Raw genomic sequence first — 14,666 nt, forward strand, 5'->3', positions numbered from 1 at the left:
AAGCCCCGCGGCATTGTAGTACCGGCGACGGCGCGACCGGGTCGCTGCGGAGGCCGTGTGCCGCGCTCAGCGCGTCGGCTGCCGCTCCAGGCGCCACGTGGCCGCCGCCAGCGCGCCGACGCCGGCCTCGATGAAGCGCGGCTCCGTGGCCAGGATGTCGCTGCGCTCGAGCAGGACCGGTGCCCAGTCGTCGCCGAACAGCGCCTGCATCTCGTCGGCCCCGACCGCGAACGGCGGGCCCGCCTTCTCCGCCTGCGGATACTCCAGCGTCAGCACCAGACCCCGGCAGCCCTGCGGCAGGGCCGCCCAGGTGCTGCCGGCGTAGCGCAGGCGCATGTCGGGCGGCAGTGCGACCAGCGCTGCCCGGTCGAACACGCCAGCGCAGGCGGCCAGCGCCTCGCGGTCGAGCCGAAAGGCATCGCCGACGATGATCTCGAAGGGGCCGGCTTCGTGGTGCACGCCGTACGCCGTCTCGCGCAGCGTCGGCTCCAGGCCCTGTTCGCCGAAGAATTCGCGGACCGCGATCGCCGACAGCTCCACGCCCAGCACCCGGTGGCCGCGCGCGGCCAGCCAGCGCATGTCCAGGCTCTTGCCGCACAGCGGCACGAACACGGTGCTGCCCGCGGGCAGCCCGAGCGCGTCCCAGTGGCGCTCCAGCTGCGGCGTGACCGAGGGCTGGTGGAAGCCGATGCGGCCCTCCCGCCAGCGCTCGTGCCAGAAGCCGGGGTCCATCACTCCACCGAAAGCGCTTCGACCTTCTGCCAGCCGCGCGGCAGCAGGCCGCCGCGGCTGCCGCGCGCGCCGAGGTAGGCCTCGAGATCGCGCCAGGACAGCGTCATCGTGCGCGCGCCCGAATGCACCAGCAGGCTGCCGCCCTCGGGCACCGCCACCACCGCCACCACGCGCTCGGTGCCGCGCTTGGCCTTGGGGATCTCGATGATCTTGTTGCCCTTGCCGCGGTCGAGTTCCGGCAGCTCGGACACCGGGAAGGCCAGCAGGTGGCCGGCGCTGGTCACCGCGACGATGCGGTCCGACTGCAGGTTGCCGACCGGCGACGGCGACAGGACCTGCGCGCCTTCGGGCAGGCTCAGCATCGCCTTGCCGGCCTTCTGCCGGCTGGTCAGGTTCTCGAAGCGGGTGACGAAGCCATAGCCGGCCGAGGACGCGACGGTGTAGCGCGTGTCCGCATCGCCGCTGGCCATGGCCACGAAGCTGGCGCCGGCCGCGGGCGAGAAGCGCCCGGTCAGCGGCTCGCCGTTGCCGCGTGCCGAAGGCAGGCCGTGCGCGAGCGTGGAATAGGCGCGTCCCGTCGAGTCGAGGAAGGCGACCTGCTGGGTGCTGCGTCCGCGCACCGCGCCCAGCAGGCCGTCGCCGTCGCGGTAGGACAGCGTCGAGGCGTCGACGTCATGGCCCTTGGCCGCGCGCACCCAGCCCTTCTGGCTGAGCACGATGGTGACAGGTTCGCTGGCGACGAGGTCGGTTTCGGCCAGCGCCTGCGCCGCGCCGCGGGCGACCAGCGGCGAGCGGCGCTCGTCGCCGAACTTCTTCGCGTCCGCCAGCAGTTCGTCCTTGATCAGCTTGCGCAGCTTCGCCTTGCTGCCGAGGACCGCGGCCAGCTGCTCGCGTTCGCGCGCGAGCTCGTCCTGTTCGCCGCGGATCTTCATTTCCTCCAGCCGCGCCAGCTGGCGCAGGCGGGTCTCGAGGATGTAGTCGACCTGGTCGTCGCTGAGGCCGAAGCGGGCCTGCAGCACCGGCCGCGGTTCGTCCTCGGTGCGGATGATGCGGATCACCTCGTCCAGGTTGAGGAAGGCCACCAGCAGGCCTTCCAGCAGGTGCAGGCGGCGCTCGACCTTGTCGAGGCGGTGCTGCAGGCGGCGGGTGACCGTGTCGGAGCGGAACGACAGCCACTCCAGCAGCAGGCTGCGCAGGTCCTTGACCTGGGGGCGGCCATCGAGGCCGATGATGTTGAGGTTGACCCGGTAGCTGCGCTCGAGGTCGGTGGTCGCGAACAGATGGCCCATCAGCTGCTCGGCGTCGACGCGGTTCGAGCGCGGCACCAGCACCACGCGCACCGGGTTGGCATGGTCGGACTCGTCGCGGATGTCCTCCAGCCACGGCAGCTTCTTCGCGCGCATCTGCGCCGCGATCTGCTCGATCACCTTGCCCGGGCTGACCTGGTAGGGCAGCGCGGTGACCACGATGTTCGTGCCTTCCTTCTCGAAGGTGGCACGCGCGCGCACGCTGCCGTGGCCGGTCTCGTAGATCGCGCGCAGGTCGCCGGCCGGGGTGATGATCTCGGCCGTGGTCGGATAGTCCGGGCCGCGCACGTGCTCGCACAGGTCGGCGACGGTCGCGTCGGGATCGTCGAGCAGGCGCACGCAGGCGCTGACCACCTCGTTGAGGTTGTGCGGCGGCACGTCGGTGGCCATGCCCACGGCGATGCCGGTGGTGCCGTTGAGCAGCAGGTGCGGCAGGCGCGCCGGCAGCCAGGTCGGCTCCTCCAGCGTGCCGTCGAAGTTCGGTGCCCAGTCCACTGTGCCGTGGGCGAGTTCGCCCAGCAGGACCTCGGCGATCGGCGTCAGCTTCGACTCGGTGTAGCGCATGGCCGCGAACGACTTCGGGTCGTCGGGCGAGCCGAAGTTGCCCTGGCCCTCGATCAGCGGATAGCGGTAGCTGAACGGCTGTGCCATCAGCACCAGGGCCTCGTAGCAGGCGCTGTCGCCGTGGGGATGGAACTTGCCGATGACGTCGCCGACGGTGCGCGCCGACTTCTTGGGCTTGGCGGTGGCGTTGAGGCCGAGTTCGCTCATCGCGTAGACGATCCGCCGCTGCACCGGCTTCAGCCCGTCGCCGATGAAGGGCAGGGCGCGGTCGAGCACCACGTACATCGAATAGTCGAGGTAGGCGCGCTCGGCGTACTCGCGCAGGGGAATCTGCTCGAAGCCGTGGAAGACGGTGCGGACGGGATCGTTCATCGGGACTGCGGTGGCGTGGGAACCAGGCATTCTACCGGGCCGCCAGCGGCGCCGGTCCGCGCGCGGCCTCGGCGCGAAGCGGGATGAGGGGCGGGGGACGTCCGCGGGGCTCAGCGCGCCGCGCGCGCGCACCAGGCCACGGCGCGATCAAGCGCGACCACGGCGGCGGCGTTCGAGCCGGACAGGACCTTGAACGCGGCGGCCCGCAGTTCCGGCTTGCCGGCCACGCCCTCGCGCGCGACCGCGACCTCGAACTCGCGCGCGTTGCCATCGATCGCGGTGGCCAGGATGCAGGCTTCCAGCGCCATGCCCGTCAGCAGCAGGCGCTGGACGCCCAGCTTGGCCAGCAGCACGGGCAGCGCGGTGTCGAGAAAGGCCGAGTGTTTGGGCTTCAGTACGAAGTAGTCCTGTGGCGTCGGCTCCAGCAGCCCGGCGATCCTGCTCGCCGCGCCCGGCATCGCCGAGGCCATCGCGACCAGCTCGCGGAAGTCGGACTGCCAGTGGGCGAAGTTGTCGTTGGCATACACCACCGGCCAGCCGCGCCGGTGGAAGCGGTCGCGCAAGGTCCGTGCGCCGCGCGCCGCGCGCACGGCGGAAGGCGCCAGCCGGTCGGCACCGGGGAAGTCGAGCATCCCGATCATGTCGATCACCAGGAGCGCGGGCAGGGCGCCGGTCGCCACGTTCAGTCGGGCGCCTTCGCCGGGACGAAGGGGGACACAGGGTCGCTCGCCGGGAAGGTCTCTTCCAGCGCCTCGTCCTGGTTCTCGCTTTCCTTGTGCTTGCGCTCGCGACGCTCGTCCGGGGTTTCGTCCCGGTGCGGCGCGGGGTGGTTGTCGGGAAGGTCTTTCCTGTCACGGCTCATGGCGTGCCTCGCGATCTGTGGCGTGGGTGCGGCCTGTTCTTAGCGCCGGCGGCGTTTCCTCCGCGTGACCGCAGGGCGCTGGCGGGCGTGGGCACGCGCCAGGAACCGACGCGCGGCGGCCTCCCACTGTCGCGCACCGCGCGCCTGTCCGGCCGCGCGCGCAAGGCTGCCGTCCTGCCAGCCCTCGAACACGCAGGGGTCGACATAGGATTTGCGGCAGACCGCCACGGTGTTGCCGAGCAGCGCCGACACCTCGCCCAGCACCGACTGCTGGATCGCGGCCAGCGCACGGCCGCTGGCGTCCGCCGGCGGCGGCGAGGCGGCCAGCAGACGGAAGGCCTCGAGGGTCGCGCCCCAGGTGCGGAAGTCCTTGGCGGTGAACCCGGGGCCCATGCGTTCGCCCAGATAGTCGTTGACCATGCTCGAGTCGATGGGATGCGGCTCGCCGTCCTCACCGGTGTACTGGAACAGGCGCTGGCCGGGCAGCTGGTGCATCGAGCGCAGCATCCGCGCCAGGCGCCGGTCGTTGAGCTCGACGTCGTGCCGCTTGCCGCCCTTGCCGGTGAACTGCAGGCGCAGCCCGCCGGGCGGGAACCGCGCATGGCGGCTGCGCAGGGTGGTGAGGCCATAGGACCGGTTGTCGCGTGCGTAGCTGTCGTTGCCCACCCGCAGCAGCGTGCTTGCCATCGTGGCCACGACCAGGGCCAGTACCTTCTCGCGGGGGAAGCCCGGCAGGGCGAGGTCGGCGCGCAGCCTCCGGCGCAGGCGCGGCAGCGCGTCGGCGAAGGCAGGGAGGCGTTCGAACTTGCCCGCGTCGCGGCAGCTGCGCCAGCGGGCGTGGTAGCGGTACTGCTTGCGTCCGCGCGCGTCGCGGCCGGTGGCCTGCAGGTGGCCGCGGGGGGAGGTGCAGATCCACACGTCGCGGTAGGCCGGCGGGATCGCCAGCGCGCGGATCCGGTCCAGGGTGGCCGAATCGCGCACCGCCTTGCCCTCCGGATCGAGGTAGCGGAAGCCGCGGCCACTGCGCAGGCGACGGATGCCGGGGTCCTGATCGCAGACATACAGGAGGCCGGCCTCGATCGCCTCGAACGAGCCAGGTGGGGCATCGTCAGAGGACGGGTCGGAGGAGGGCGGGGCCATGGCCTAACGCTACGGGCCCGCAGTGATCGCGCGATGAATCCAGCGGCCCCGTGGATCCGCCACCCCGGATTCACGCCGCCTTGCGAGACCGGATCGCAGTGTCGTTGGCTGCCGCGCGCCGCGCGAACCGTGGAGACCCGCCATGCCCCGCGACCAGGGCCCTGCACCCGACACCCCCGGCCACGATACGCCCGACCGCGAGCCGCGCGAGTACCCGCATGGAAGCGGCGACCGCAACGCGTTCTCCCCCACGCGCGACGACCCGATGCCGCGCCGCGAGGGTGGCACGCAGCGCAAGGCGCCGCCCTCCGCGCCCGAGGACGCCGGATGATCGACTGCATCGTCGTTGGCGGAGGGCCCGCGGGCCTCACAGCGGCCAGCTACCTGCGCCGCTTCCATCGCGACTGCCTGGTGCTCGATGCCGGCGACAGCCGCGCGCGCTGGATCCCGGAAAGCAACAACTGCCCGGGCTTTCCCCAGGGAGTGTCAGGTGACGGCCTGCTGCGCCGCCTGCGCGAGCAGGCCGCGGCGGTCGAGGTGCCGGTCGAGCAGGCGCGGGTGGACGCCATCGCCGTGCGCGACGATGGCTTCGAGGTGCGGGCGGGCGATCGCCACTGGCTGGCCCGCCGGGTGATCCTCGCCACCGGCGTGCGCGATCGCCTGCCGGAGGAGCCCTGGGTGGAGGCCGCGGTTGCCTGCCATGCGCTGCGCCTGTGCTCGATCTGCGACGCCTACGAGGCAACCGACCTGTCGATCGGCGTACTGGGGCCGAGCGCGGACATCGGAAGCCATGCGCTGTTCCTGCGCGGATACTCGCCGACGGTGCATGCCCTGCCGCTGGACGATGGCGATGGCGGCGAAGCGGGTCGCGAGTCGCGGGCGGCCGGCGTGCAGTGGCTGCCCGGAGGCGGGCGCCTGGGCTTCGACGGCCGGCGCTGCACCTATGCGCCGCCGGGAGCGGAGCCGGTCGCCTTCGATACCGTCTATGCCTATCTCGGCTCCGAGACCTGCGCCGGCATGGCCGAGGCTGCGGGGGCGGCGCTGGACGAGCGCGGCGAGATCATCGTCGACCGCGACCAGCAGACGCGGCTGCCCGGTCTCTACGCCATCGGCGACGTGGTCAGTGGTCTCAACCAGATCTCGGTCGCGGTGGGGCACGCCGCGATCGCGGCCACGCACGTGCACAACGCACTGCCGTTCGTGCGCCGCGCCGGCCGCTGACGGTGCCCGCGCCACGGCGTGCGGAAAACAGAAAACCCGCGCCGGAGCGCGGGTTTTCTGCTGTAACTGGTGCCCAGGAGAGGACTCGAACCTCCACGGTTTTACCCGCTAGTACCTGAAACTAGTGCGTCTACCAATTCCGCCACCTGGGCAGGTGGGCGCGTATGGTGCAGCGCGGCGGCGAGTCTGTCAACGGCTGTTGCGCACGGGATGGACACGACGCGCGCGTACAATCGCCGGATGACGAAACAAACGGGCAAGCGCGGCACCGGCCGCGACACGGAACCTGCGAAGCCAGGTGCGACCAGAGCTGCGTCCGGCAAGGGCCGCAAGGGTTCGCCGCCGGCGTCCTCGAAGGCTGCGAAGCGGGCGCCGGGCCATGGCGGCAGCAAGGCCGGCGGCGCGGGGGCACAGCCGGCCTGGATGCCCGACCCCGGGCTGCTGCGCGCGATGAAGCCACGCGGCGCGGACGCGGCGCGCGGCAACGAGACCCGACCGATGGACAAGCCCGCGCGCGGGAAGCAGCCGAGCGCGCCGCGGGCCGCCTCCGGGCGCGCAGGCGGCTTCGTCGATCCGCAGGCCGCGCGCGAGGCGGGCCGCTACGAGAATCCGATCCCCAGTCGCGAGGCGATCCTGCAGGTGCTGTCCGACGCCGAGGGTCCGCTGGATGCCGAACGCCTGCAGCAGGTGCTGGGGCTCGAGGACGCCGATCGCGCCGCGGCCCTGGACAAGCGCCTGGCGGCGATGCTGCGCGACGGCCAGGTGCTGAAGAACCGCCGCGGCGGCTTCGTGCCGGCCGAGCGCGCCGACCTCATCCCCGGCACGATCATCGCCAACCCGGAGGGCTTCGGTTTCCTGCGCCCGGAAAGCGGCGTGGGTGACGACCTGTTCCTGCCGCCGTTCGAGATGCGCAAGGCCATGCACGGCGATCGCGTGCTCGGCAGCGTCACCGGCGTCGACCGACGCGGCCGCCGCGAGGGCGTGATCGTCGAAGTGCTGGAGCGCCGGGTGACGCGCCTGATCGGCCGCTTCGCGCTCGAGCACGGCATCAGCTACGTGGTGCCGGACGACCGTCGCATCCAGCGCAACGTGCAGATCCCGGCCGACGAGCGCCAGGACGCGCGCGACGGCCAGCTGGTGGTCTGCGAGATCGTCACCCCGCCCGACAACCACCGGCCGCCGATCGGGCGCGTGCTGGCGGTGCTGGGCGACCGCCTCACCGCCTCGATCGCGGTCGAGGCCGCGATCCACGGCCACGACATCCCGCACGAGTTCCCGCCCGAAGTGCTCGACGCCGCGGCCGAGGTGCCGGTGGACGTCGACTTCGCCACCGCCAACCGCCGCCTTGACCTGCGGAAGCTGCCGCTGGTGACCATCGACGGCGAGGACGCCAAGGATTTCGACGACGCGGTGTACTGCGAGCCCAACCGCGAAGGTTTCCGCCTGATCGTGGCGATCGCCGACGTCTCGCACTACGTACGCCCGGGCGAGCCGCTGGACGTCGAGGCGCAGAAGCGCGCGACTTCGGTCTATTTTCCCGGGTACGTCGTGCCGATGCTGCCGGAGACGCTGTCCAACGGCATCTGCTCGCTGAAGCCGAAGGTCGACCGCCTGTGCTTCGCCTGCGACATGCAGATCGACCGCCGCGGGCAGCTGGTGTCCTACGAATTCCACGAAGCGGTGATGCACTCGCATGCGCGCCTGACCTATACCCAGGTCTGGAACGCCGTGGGCGACGGCATCCCCGACGCCGACCGCGACGCCGCGCAGGCCTTCATCGGTCCGCAGATGGAGCAGGTGCGGCGGCTGCACCAGCTCTACAAGGTGTTCGAGAAGGCGCGCGCGGCCCGCGGCGCGATCGATTTCGAGACCAGCGAGGTGCGCTTCGTGCTCGGCCCGCAGGGCGAGGTCACCCAGGCCGGCATGATCCAGCGCAACGATGCCCACAAGCTGATCGAGGAGTGCATGATCGCGGCCAACGTGGCCGCCGCGCATGCGCTGCTCGAGGCGGGCGTCCCCGCGCCGTTCCGCGACCACGACCGCCCGCCGGAGGGCAAGTACGCCGACCTGCTCGAGTTCCTGAAGGAGTTCCAGCTGCGCCTGCCGACCTGGCAGAAGGTGCGGCCGAAGGACTTCCGCAGGCTGCTGGAAACCGTGCGCGAGCGCCCGGATGCCGCGCTGCTGGAGTCGGTGCTGCTGCGCAGCCAGTCGCTGGCGGTATACGCGCCGGACAACATCGGGCATTTCGGCCTGGCGCTGGAGGCCTATGCACACTTCACCTCGCCGATCCGCCGCTACGCCGACCTGCTGGTACACCGCGCGATCAAGCATGCGCTCGGCGGCGGCCGCGCCGCGGACTACCGGTATTCCGCGCACGAGATGGCGGCGCTGTCGCTGCAGTGCTCCGAGCGCTCGCGCCGCGCCGACGAGGCCCAGCGCGAGGTCGACGAGCGCTACCGCGCGGCCTGGATGGAGGAACACGTCGGCCGCGAGTTCGACGGCGTGGTCAGCGGCGTCACCAGCTTCGGCCTGTTCGTCGAGCTTGACGAGTCCAAGGTCAACGGCCTGGTGCACGTGACCCAGCTGCCCAACGACTTCTATCATTTCGACCCCATCCGCAAGACGCTCACCGGCCAGCGCTCGGAGCGCGAGTTCCGGCTGGGCGACCGGGTGCGGATCGTGGTGCTGAAAGCGAGCGTGGAGGAGCTGAAGATCGACTTCCGCCTGGTCGAGGAAGGCCAGCGCCGGACGGGGGATCCGAAGCCGAAGCCGCCGCGCGGGCAGCCCGCCAAGCGCACCAGGCAGCCATACTGACCAAGAGGGCCCGATGGGCAACAAGCAGAACCAGTGGATCGTCGGCATCAATGCCGTCGCATCCGCCGTGGACCATGACGCCGGCAACGTGCGCGAAGTGCTGCTGGAGGCGGGTGCGAAGAACCCGCGCATCGGCACCATCGAAGAAGAGGCACGACGTCGTGGCATCGACGTGCGCCGGGTCGCCCAGAACGCGCTCGACGGCGTCGCCGGCGGCCTGCGCCACCAGGGCGCGGTCGCGCGCTATGCCGCTGCGAAGACCCATGACGAGGACGACCTGCCGGGCCTGGTCGAAGCCGCGGAAGGCCGCGCGCTGCTGCTGGTGCTCGACGGCGTGCAGGATCCGCACAACCTCGGCGCCTGCCTGCGCAGCGCGGCCGCCGCCGGCGTGACCGCGGTGGTGATTCCCAAGGACAAGGCCGTGCAGGTCAACGCCACGGTGCGCAAGACCTCCGCCGGCGCCGCGGACGCGATCCCGGTGGTGCGCGTCACCAACCTCTCGCGCAGCCTGCGCGACCTGCAGAAACAGGGCGTGTGGATCTACGGCCTGGCCGGCGAATCGGAGGCGTCGCTGTACGGCATCGACCTGCGCGGCAACGTCGCCCTGGTGCTGGGCGGCGAAGGCGAGGGCCTGCGCCGCCTGACCCGCGAACACTGCGACCAGCTGGTGTCCCTGCCGATGCCAGGCGCCGCCGAAGCCGGCGTCGAAAGCCTGAACGTCTCCGTGGCTGCTGGCGTGTGCCTCTTCGAAGCCGTCCGGCAGAGGCTCTAGGCGGGTTGCCGGGAAAGCTTTTGCCACGGATTTACGCGGATAGCGCGGATTTGCACGGATAGAGCGGAAAGGCAGAAAAGGCGGAAAAGGCGGAGAGCTTTCTTCAGCCACGGATTTGCGCGGATTACGCGGATCTGGCCGAGGCAAGATTGACGCCAGAAAGCCCTTCTGAATGAAGAACAGGTGCAGTGCGTGGCGCAGGCACTGGCCTCAGCCAGATCCGCGTAATCCGCGCAAATCCGTGGCAAAAAAGCTTTTTCTCCTGCCTTTGCTTTATCCGTGTAAATCCGCGCTATCCGCGTAAATCCGTGGCAAAAGCTTTTCCGCACCCTCCCCGAAGCCGAAGCCCTCAGGTTGCGGGCGTCGCGAAGCGGCCCATGGCGTTGGCGATGGTGCAGAAGAGCTGGGCGGTGCGTTCGGTGTCGTAGACGGCCGAGTGCGCGTCTTCGCTGTTCCAGTCCAGGCCGGCCGCCTGCACGGCGCGCGCGAGCACCGTTTGCCCGTAGGCCAGGCCGGCCATGGTCACGGTGTCGAACACGCTGAAGGGATGGAAGGGGTTGCGCTTGTGGCCGCTGCGGGCCACCGCGGCGTTGAGGAAGTTGAGGTCGAAGTGGGCGTTGTGCCCGACCAGGATCGCGCGCTGGCAGCCGTGCTTCTTCACCGCGGTGCGCACGGCGGTGAACACGTGCTCAAGCGCGTCCTTCTCCGGCTTGGCGAAGCGGAAGGGATGGTCGAGGTCGATGCCGGTGACCTGCAGCGACTTCGGGTCGATCTCGGTGCCGGGCGCGGGCACCAGGTGCGCGCTGGCGCCTTCGCCGGGGACGTAGCGGCCGTTGGCGTCGAGGTCGATCGGCAGCACCGCGATCTCCAGCAGCGCGTGCCGGTTCCAGTCGAAACCGCCGGTCTCCACGTCCACCACCACCGGCAGGTAGCCGCGGAAGCGGGCGGACATGGGGGCGAAGGCGGGCGTGGCCTCGGGGGCCTGGGGCGGGAGCGGGCTGGTCACCGGCGCTAGTCTAGCCGAGCGTGGCGCCTGTCCCGTCGCCGTCGCGGCGGATGCCGGGAACGATGCCCTCGCGATGCCAGCGCAGCAGCATGGCCGTCCCTTCGCGGACGAAGGTCGCGTCGGCGGTGACGCCGGCTTCGGCGGCCAGCGCCTCGAGCTGCGCGCGGCCAGTGAGCGCCGGAGCCTCGTCCAGCCGCTGCAGCAGCCGCCAGGCCAGGGGGCTGGGCGAATGGAAGCGCACCCGGCCGCTGGCGTCGCGGTGCAGCAGGAGCAGGGTCGGCGCCGGAGGTGGCGCGTCGGGCAGGAAATCCGGGCCGATCCGCTGCACGGGCCAGGCATAGGCCAGCGGCCAGGCCAGCGGCGACAGCAGCGGGCGGCCGCCGAGCAGCGCGGCCGCCGCGTCGGTACCGGGCGCGTCGAGCCGGTCGTGCGCGATGTCGTCCACCGCCGCTTCGCTGATCTGCAGCGCCAGCTCGATCCATTCGTAGTGCGCCAGCTCCGCCAGCCAGGGCTCGTGGCCGTCGCTGCCTCCCAGCCAGCGCAGGAACTCGCGCGGGATCTCGGGGAACAGCGGCGTGCGGCAGCCGTGGTCGCGGTAGAAGGCGCGCACCATCGCCGGCCAGGCGTCGCCGCGGATGCGGCGGATCACCGGGAAGTTGCCGGCGAGCAGGCGCGAGACGTTGTTGAAGAACAGGTCGCGGTAGACCTGCATGCGCCGCGGGTCGACGCCGGGCGGCGGCGGATGGCGGTCGGGGTCGCGGATGTGGGCGCTGAACGCGTCCTGCTGCGTGCGCAGGGCGCCTCGGGCCGCCAGCGTTCCGGGCACGGCCGCGCCGCTGCGGGGCGCGTCGTCCCGGCCGACCGTATCCGGCGTGTCCTGCACGTCAGGCCGCCCGCCTGGGCGCCGGCGCGCCGGCCAGATGGCCGCGCACGGCCTGGAGTTCGCCCAGCAGTTCGTCGAACGGCGGGAAGTCGAAGTCGCGCTCGAGGAGCGTCGGACGCGGCCCGATGAGCGCATAGGTTTCGGCCAGCAGCGCCCAGACCGGATCGGACACGGCCGCGCCGTGGGTGTCGATCTTCAGCCCCGGCGCTTCGTCGCGGTGCCCGGCGACGTGGATGCAGGCCACGCGCGCGCCGGGCAGGCCGCGCAGGAACGCGCTCGCGTCGTAGCCGTGGTTGGTGGCGTTGACGATGATGTTGTTGACGTCCAGCAGCAGGTCGCAGTCGGCTTCGGCGAGCACGGCGTTGATGAACTCGAGCTCGGTCAGCGGCCGCGCGTCCGTGCCGGTTGCCGGGACCGTCGCGTAGTAGGAGATGTTCTCCACCGCGATCCTCCGTCCAAGCACGTCCTGCGCGCGGCGGATGCGCGCCGACACGTGGTGCACGGCTTCGTCGCTGAAGGGCAGGGGCAGCAGGTCGTAGAGCTGGCCCAGGCTGTCGCCGCAGGCGCTCAGGTGTTCGCTGTAGAGCACGGCGCGGTGCGCGTCGAGGAAGCGCCGCAGCTTGTGCAGGAAGGTGTCGTCCAGGGGCGCCGGCCCGCCCAGCGACAGCGAGAGGCCGTGGCAGGCCAGCGGATGCTCGGATACCAGACGGGCGAAGGCCTCGCCCGGCGCGCCGCCGACGCCGATCCAGTTTTCGGGGGCGGCTTCCAGGAAGTCGAAGCTGCCCTCGGGCGCGGCGAGCAGGTCCTGCAGCAGCGCGCGCCGCAGGCCAAGGCCGACGGCGCGGGGGTGCAGCGGGGTGGCGGTCATCGCCAGGGGAAGCGCGGCGCGCCGCGCTCGGGGTCCATCAGCACTCAGGCCGCGCCGCCACAGGCGCCGGAGCCACCGCACTTGCCTTCGCCGCACTTGCCCTCGTGCTCGGCCTTGTCGCCGGAGGCCTTGGCGGCGGCGTGGTGGGCGTCGTGCTCGGCCTTGTCCACGAAGCCGTCGCCGTTGGCATCGATGCCGGCGAAATACGACGGATCCTTTTCGGGATGGGCGGCGGCGAACTCGGCGGCCGACATCCGGCCGTCACCGTCGCTGTCCGCGCGCTCCATGCCGCAGCGGCCTTCGGCGTCCTTGGCCACGACCGGCGTGTCCGCGCTGGCCGCGTCCTGCGCGGCGAGCATGTAGCCGCCCGCGAGCGGCGCCATCGAGAACGCGGCACCCGACAGGGCGATGCCGCCGAGGGCGGTGGCCATGGCCAGGGCGACGGGCTTGGCGGTTGACTTGGACATCCTGGCGTTCCTCGCTAGGCGGCCGGGTGGCCGCGGGGATGCCAGTATGCAGCAGCTCCGTTCACGCCGCGTCGACGCGGCCGGCACCGCGGTCAGGCCGTGGTATTGGTGTCGTCGGCCTTCTCGCGCGGCGGCAGGTTGTCCTCGCCGCGCACCATGAACCAGATGTTCTCGGCGATGTTGGTGGCGTGGTCGCCGATGCGCTCGAGGTTCTTGGCCATGAACAGCAGGTGGGTGCAGCCGGTGATCGCGCGCGCGTCCTCCATCATGTAGGTCAGGAGTTCGCGGAACAGGCGGGTGTACTCGGCGTCGAGCGCGGCGTCGCGGTCGCGGACCACCTGCGCGGCCTCGGGATCGTGGTTGACGTACGCCTCGAGCACGTCGCGCACCTGGCGCACGGCGAGCGCGCCGACGTGCTTCAGGCCGCTGGCCACGGGCAGTGCCGGCGCCTGGTTCAGCGCGATCGAGCGCTTGGCGATGTTGGCGGCGTAGTCGCCGATGCGCTCGATGTCGGACACGATGCGCAGCGCCGCCAGGATCTCGCGCAGGTCGCGCGCCAGCGGGCCGCGCAGCGAGAGCTTCATCGCGTCGTGGCTGACCTCGCGCTCGAGCGCGTCGATCGCCTCGTCGTTGGCGACGATGTGGCCGGCGGCGCGGTCGTCGCGGCGCTCCACCACGTCCAGCGCGGCCTCTAGCTGGGCGACGGCAAGCTCGCCCATGCGCATGATCTCGCCGATCAGGCGCTGGCGCTCCTCGTCGTGGCTGCGGACGATGTGGTCGTTGGGGGTGTTGTTCATCCGAACCGTCCGGTGATGTAGTCCTCGGTCTGCTGCTTCGAGGGGTTGGAGAAGATGGTCTCGGTCGTGTCGTGTTCGATCAGGTCGCCAAGGTACATGAAGGCGGTGAAGTCGGAGACGCGCGCGGCCTGCTGCATGTTGTGGGTGACGATCACGATCGTGTAGTCGAGCTTGAGCTCCTCGATCAGCTGCTCGATGCGGCTGGTCGAGATCGGATCCAGCGCCGAGGTCGGTTCGTCGAGCAGCAGCACTTCGGGCCTCAGCGCCACCGCGCGCGCGATGCACAGGCGCTGCTGCTGGCCGCCGGACAGGCCCAGGGCGCTCTGGCCCAGCTTGTCCTTGACCTCGTCCCAGAGCGCGCCCTGGCGCAGCGCCGACTCCACCCGCGCGTCCATCTCCGCCTTCGACAGCTTCTCGTGGTGGCGGATGGCGTAGGCGATGTTCTCGTAGATCGTCATCGGGAACGGCACCGGCTTCTGGAACACCATGCCGACCTTCGAGCGCAGGCGGTTCATCGCGTACTTCGGCGACAGGATGTCCTCGCCGTCGAGCAGGATGCTGCCGCTGGCCACCTGGCCCGGGTACAGGGCATAGATGCGGTTGAACACGCGCAGCAGCGTCGACTTGCCGCAGCCCGAGGGCCCGATGAGCGCGGTCACGCGCTTTTCCGGGATCTCCATCGTCACGCCCTTGATCGCGTGGAACTTGCCGTAGTGGAAGTCCAGCCCGCGCACCGAGAGCTTCACCGGCGCGGCGTCGTCGGCGGACCTGCGCGGAGCGGCGGTGGCAAGCCTGGCGCGTCCGGACTCGGTGGCGGCGGCGGCGGGGGCGTCGTTCATCGGAAGGGTCCAGGAGTGGGTC

Annotated in this window: 15 protein-coding genes and 1 tRNA gene; 4 read left to right on the top strand and 12 right to left on the bottom strand. The window is 71.2% G+C overall.

Features of this window, described 5'->3' with window-relative positions; all coding sequences use genetic code 11:
• Positions 1-66 precede the first annotated feature (66 nt).
• From IE168_RS04430 to IE168_RS04450, 5 genes are all read right to left on the bottom strand, one after another.
• The gene (locus tag IE168_RS04430) at positions 67-732 is read right to left on the bottom strand and encodes a thiopurine S-methyltransferase (RefSeq protein ID WP_189495620.1); all 666 of its coding nucleotides are present in this window, start codon (positions 730-732) and stop codon (positions 67-69) included.
• Positions 732-2,975, bottom strand: a complete 2,244-nt coding sequence (gene parC, locus IE168_RS04435; protein WP_189495622.1) for a DNA topoisomerase IV subunit A — start codon at positions 2,973-2,975, stop codon at positions 732-734. The genes IE168_RS04430 and parC overlap by 1 nt, the downstream gene beginning before the upstream one ends.
• A gap of 110 nt (positions 2,976-3,085) precedes the next feature.
• Positions 3,086-3,655 (bottom strand): cysteine hydrolase family protein, encoded by a 570-nt coding sequence (locus IE168_RS04440; RefSeq protein ID WP_229823097.1) that lies wholly within the window; start codon positions 3,653-3,655, stop codon positions 3,086-3,088.
• Between the two features lie 2 nt (positions 3,656-3,657).
• Complete coding sequence (locus IE168_RS04445) at positions 3,658-3,837, bottom strand: hypothetical protein (RefSeq protein WP_189495624.1); 180 nt, start codon at positions 3,835-3,837, stop codon at positions 3,658-3,660.
• Positions 3,838-3,876: 39 nt separating this feature from the next.
• On the bottom strand, positions 3,877-4,977 hold the full coding sequence (locus IE168_RS04450; protein WP_189495626.1) for a DNA topoisomerase IB: 1,101 nt from the start codon (positions 4,975-4,977) through the stop codon (positions 3,877-3,879).
• 142 nt (positions 4,978-5,119) lie between these two features.
• Here IE168_RS04450 and IE168_RS04455 point away from each other — a divergent pair, with 142 nt between their 5' ends.
• Both IE168_RS04455 and IE168_RS04460 read left to right on the top strand, forming a co-directional pair.
• The gene (locus IE168_RS04455) at positions 5,120-5,308 is read left to right on the top strand and encodes a hypothetical protein (RefSeq protein WP_189495628.1); all 189 of its coding nucleotides are present in this window, start codon (positions 5,120-5,122) and stop codon (positions 5,306-5,308) included.
• The gene (locus IE168_RS04460; RefSeq protein WP_189495631.1) at positions 5,305-6,198 is read left to right on the top strand and encodes an NAD(P)/FAD-dependent oxidoreductase; all 894 of its coding nucleotides are present in this window, start codon (positions 5,305-5,307) and stop codon (positions 6,196-6,198) included. Before IE168_RS04455 ends, IE168_RS04460 begins: the two co-directional genes overlap by 4 nt.
• Before the next feature lie 67 nt (positions 6,199-6,265).
• Here the strand turns inward: IE168_RS04460 and IE168_RS04465 are convergent.
• A tRNA-Leu gene (locus tag IE168_RS04465) sits at positions 6,266-6,350 on the bottom strand.
• 88 nt (positions 6,351-6,438) lie between these two features.
• On the opposite strand from IE168_RS04465, the gene rnr reads away from it, so the two are divergent.
• Together rnr and rlmB are read left to right on the top strand one after the other, a co-directional pair.
• Positions 6,439-9,012, top strand: a complete 2,574-nt coding sequence (gene rnr / locus IE168_RS04470) for a ribonuclease R (protein ID WP_189495633.1) — start codon at positions 6,439-6,441, stop codon at positions 9,010-9,012.
• Between the two features lie 13 nt (positions 9,013-9,025).
• Positions 9,026-9,784 (top strand): 23S rRNA (guanosine(2251)-2'-O)-methyltransferase RlmB, encoded by a 759-nt coding sequence (gene rlmB / locus IE168_RS04475; protein ID WP_189495635.1) that lies wholly within the window; start codon positions 9,026-9,028, stop codon positions 9,782-9,784.
• A gap of 349 nt (positions 9,785-10,133) precedes the next feature.
• Here rlmB and rnt read toward each other — a convergent pair whose 3' ends face one another.
• The 6 genes from rnt to pstB form a co-directional block, all read right to left on the bottom strand.
• Positions 10,134-10,736, bottom strand: coding sequence for a ribonuclease T (rnt, locus tag IE168_RS04480; protein WP_189495883.1), 603 nt, complete (start codon positions 10,734-10,736; stop codon positions 10,134-10,136).
• Between the two features lie 64 nt (positions 10,737-10,800).
• A complete protein-coding gene (locus IE168_RS04485; RefSeq protein WP_189495908.1) occupies positions 10,801-11,673 on the bottom strand; it encodes an HvfC family RiPP maturation protein in 873 nt (290 codons plus the stop codon).
• A 1-nt stretch (position 11,674) separates the two neighbouring features.
• On the bottom strand, positions 11,675-12,541 hold the full coding sequence (locus IE168_RS04490) for an HvfB family MNIO-type RiPP peptide maturase (RefSeq protein WP_189495638.1): 867 nt from the start codon (positions 12,539-12,541) through the stop codon (positions 11,675-11,677).
• Between the two features lie 44 nt (positions 12,542-12,585).
• Positions 12,586-13,008, bottom strand: a complete 423-nt coding sequence (locus tag IE168_RS04495) for an HvfA family oxazolone/thioamide-modified RiPP metallophore (RefSeq protein ID WP_189495640.1) — start codon at positions 13,006-13,008, stop codon at positions 12,586-12,588.
• A gap of 92 nt (positions 13,009-13,100) precedes the next feature.
• Positions 13,101-13,805, bottom strand: a complete 705-nt coding sequence (phoU, locus tag IE168_RS04500) for a phosphate signaling complex protein PhoU (RefSeq protein ID WP_189495642.1) — start codon at positions 13,803-13,805, stop codon at positions 13,101-13,103.
• The gene (gene pstB / locus IE168_RS04505) at positions 13,802-14,644 is read right to left on the bottom strand and encodes a phosphate ABC transporter ATP-binding protein PstB (RefSeq protein WP_189495644.1); all 843 of its coding nucleotides are present in this window, start codon (positions 14,642-14,644) and stop codon (positions 13,802-13,804) included. Before pstB ends, phoU begins: the two co-directional genes overlap by 4 nt.
• Between the last annotated feature and the right edge of the window lie 22 nt (positions 14,645-14,666).

The organism is Luteimonas padinae (assembly GCF_014652935.1).
Taxonomy (GTDB): Bacteria; Pseudomonadota; Gammaproteobacteria; order Xanthomonadales; family Xanthomonadaceae; genus Luteimonas; species Luteimonas padinae.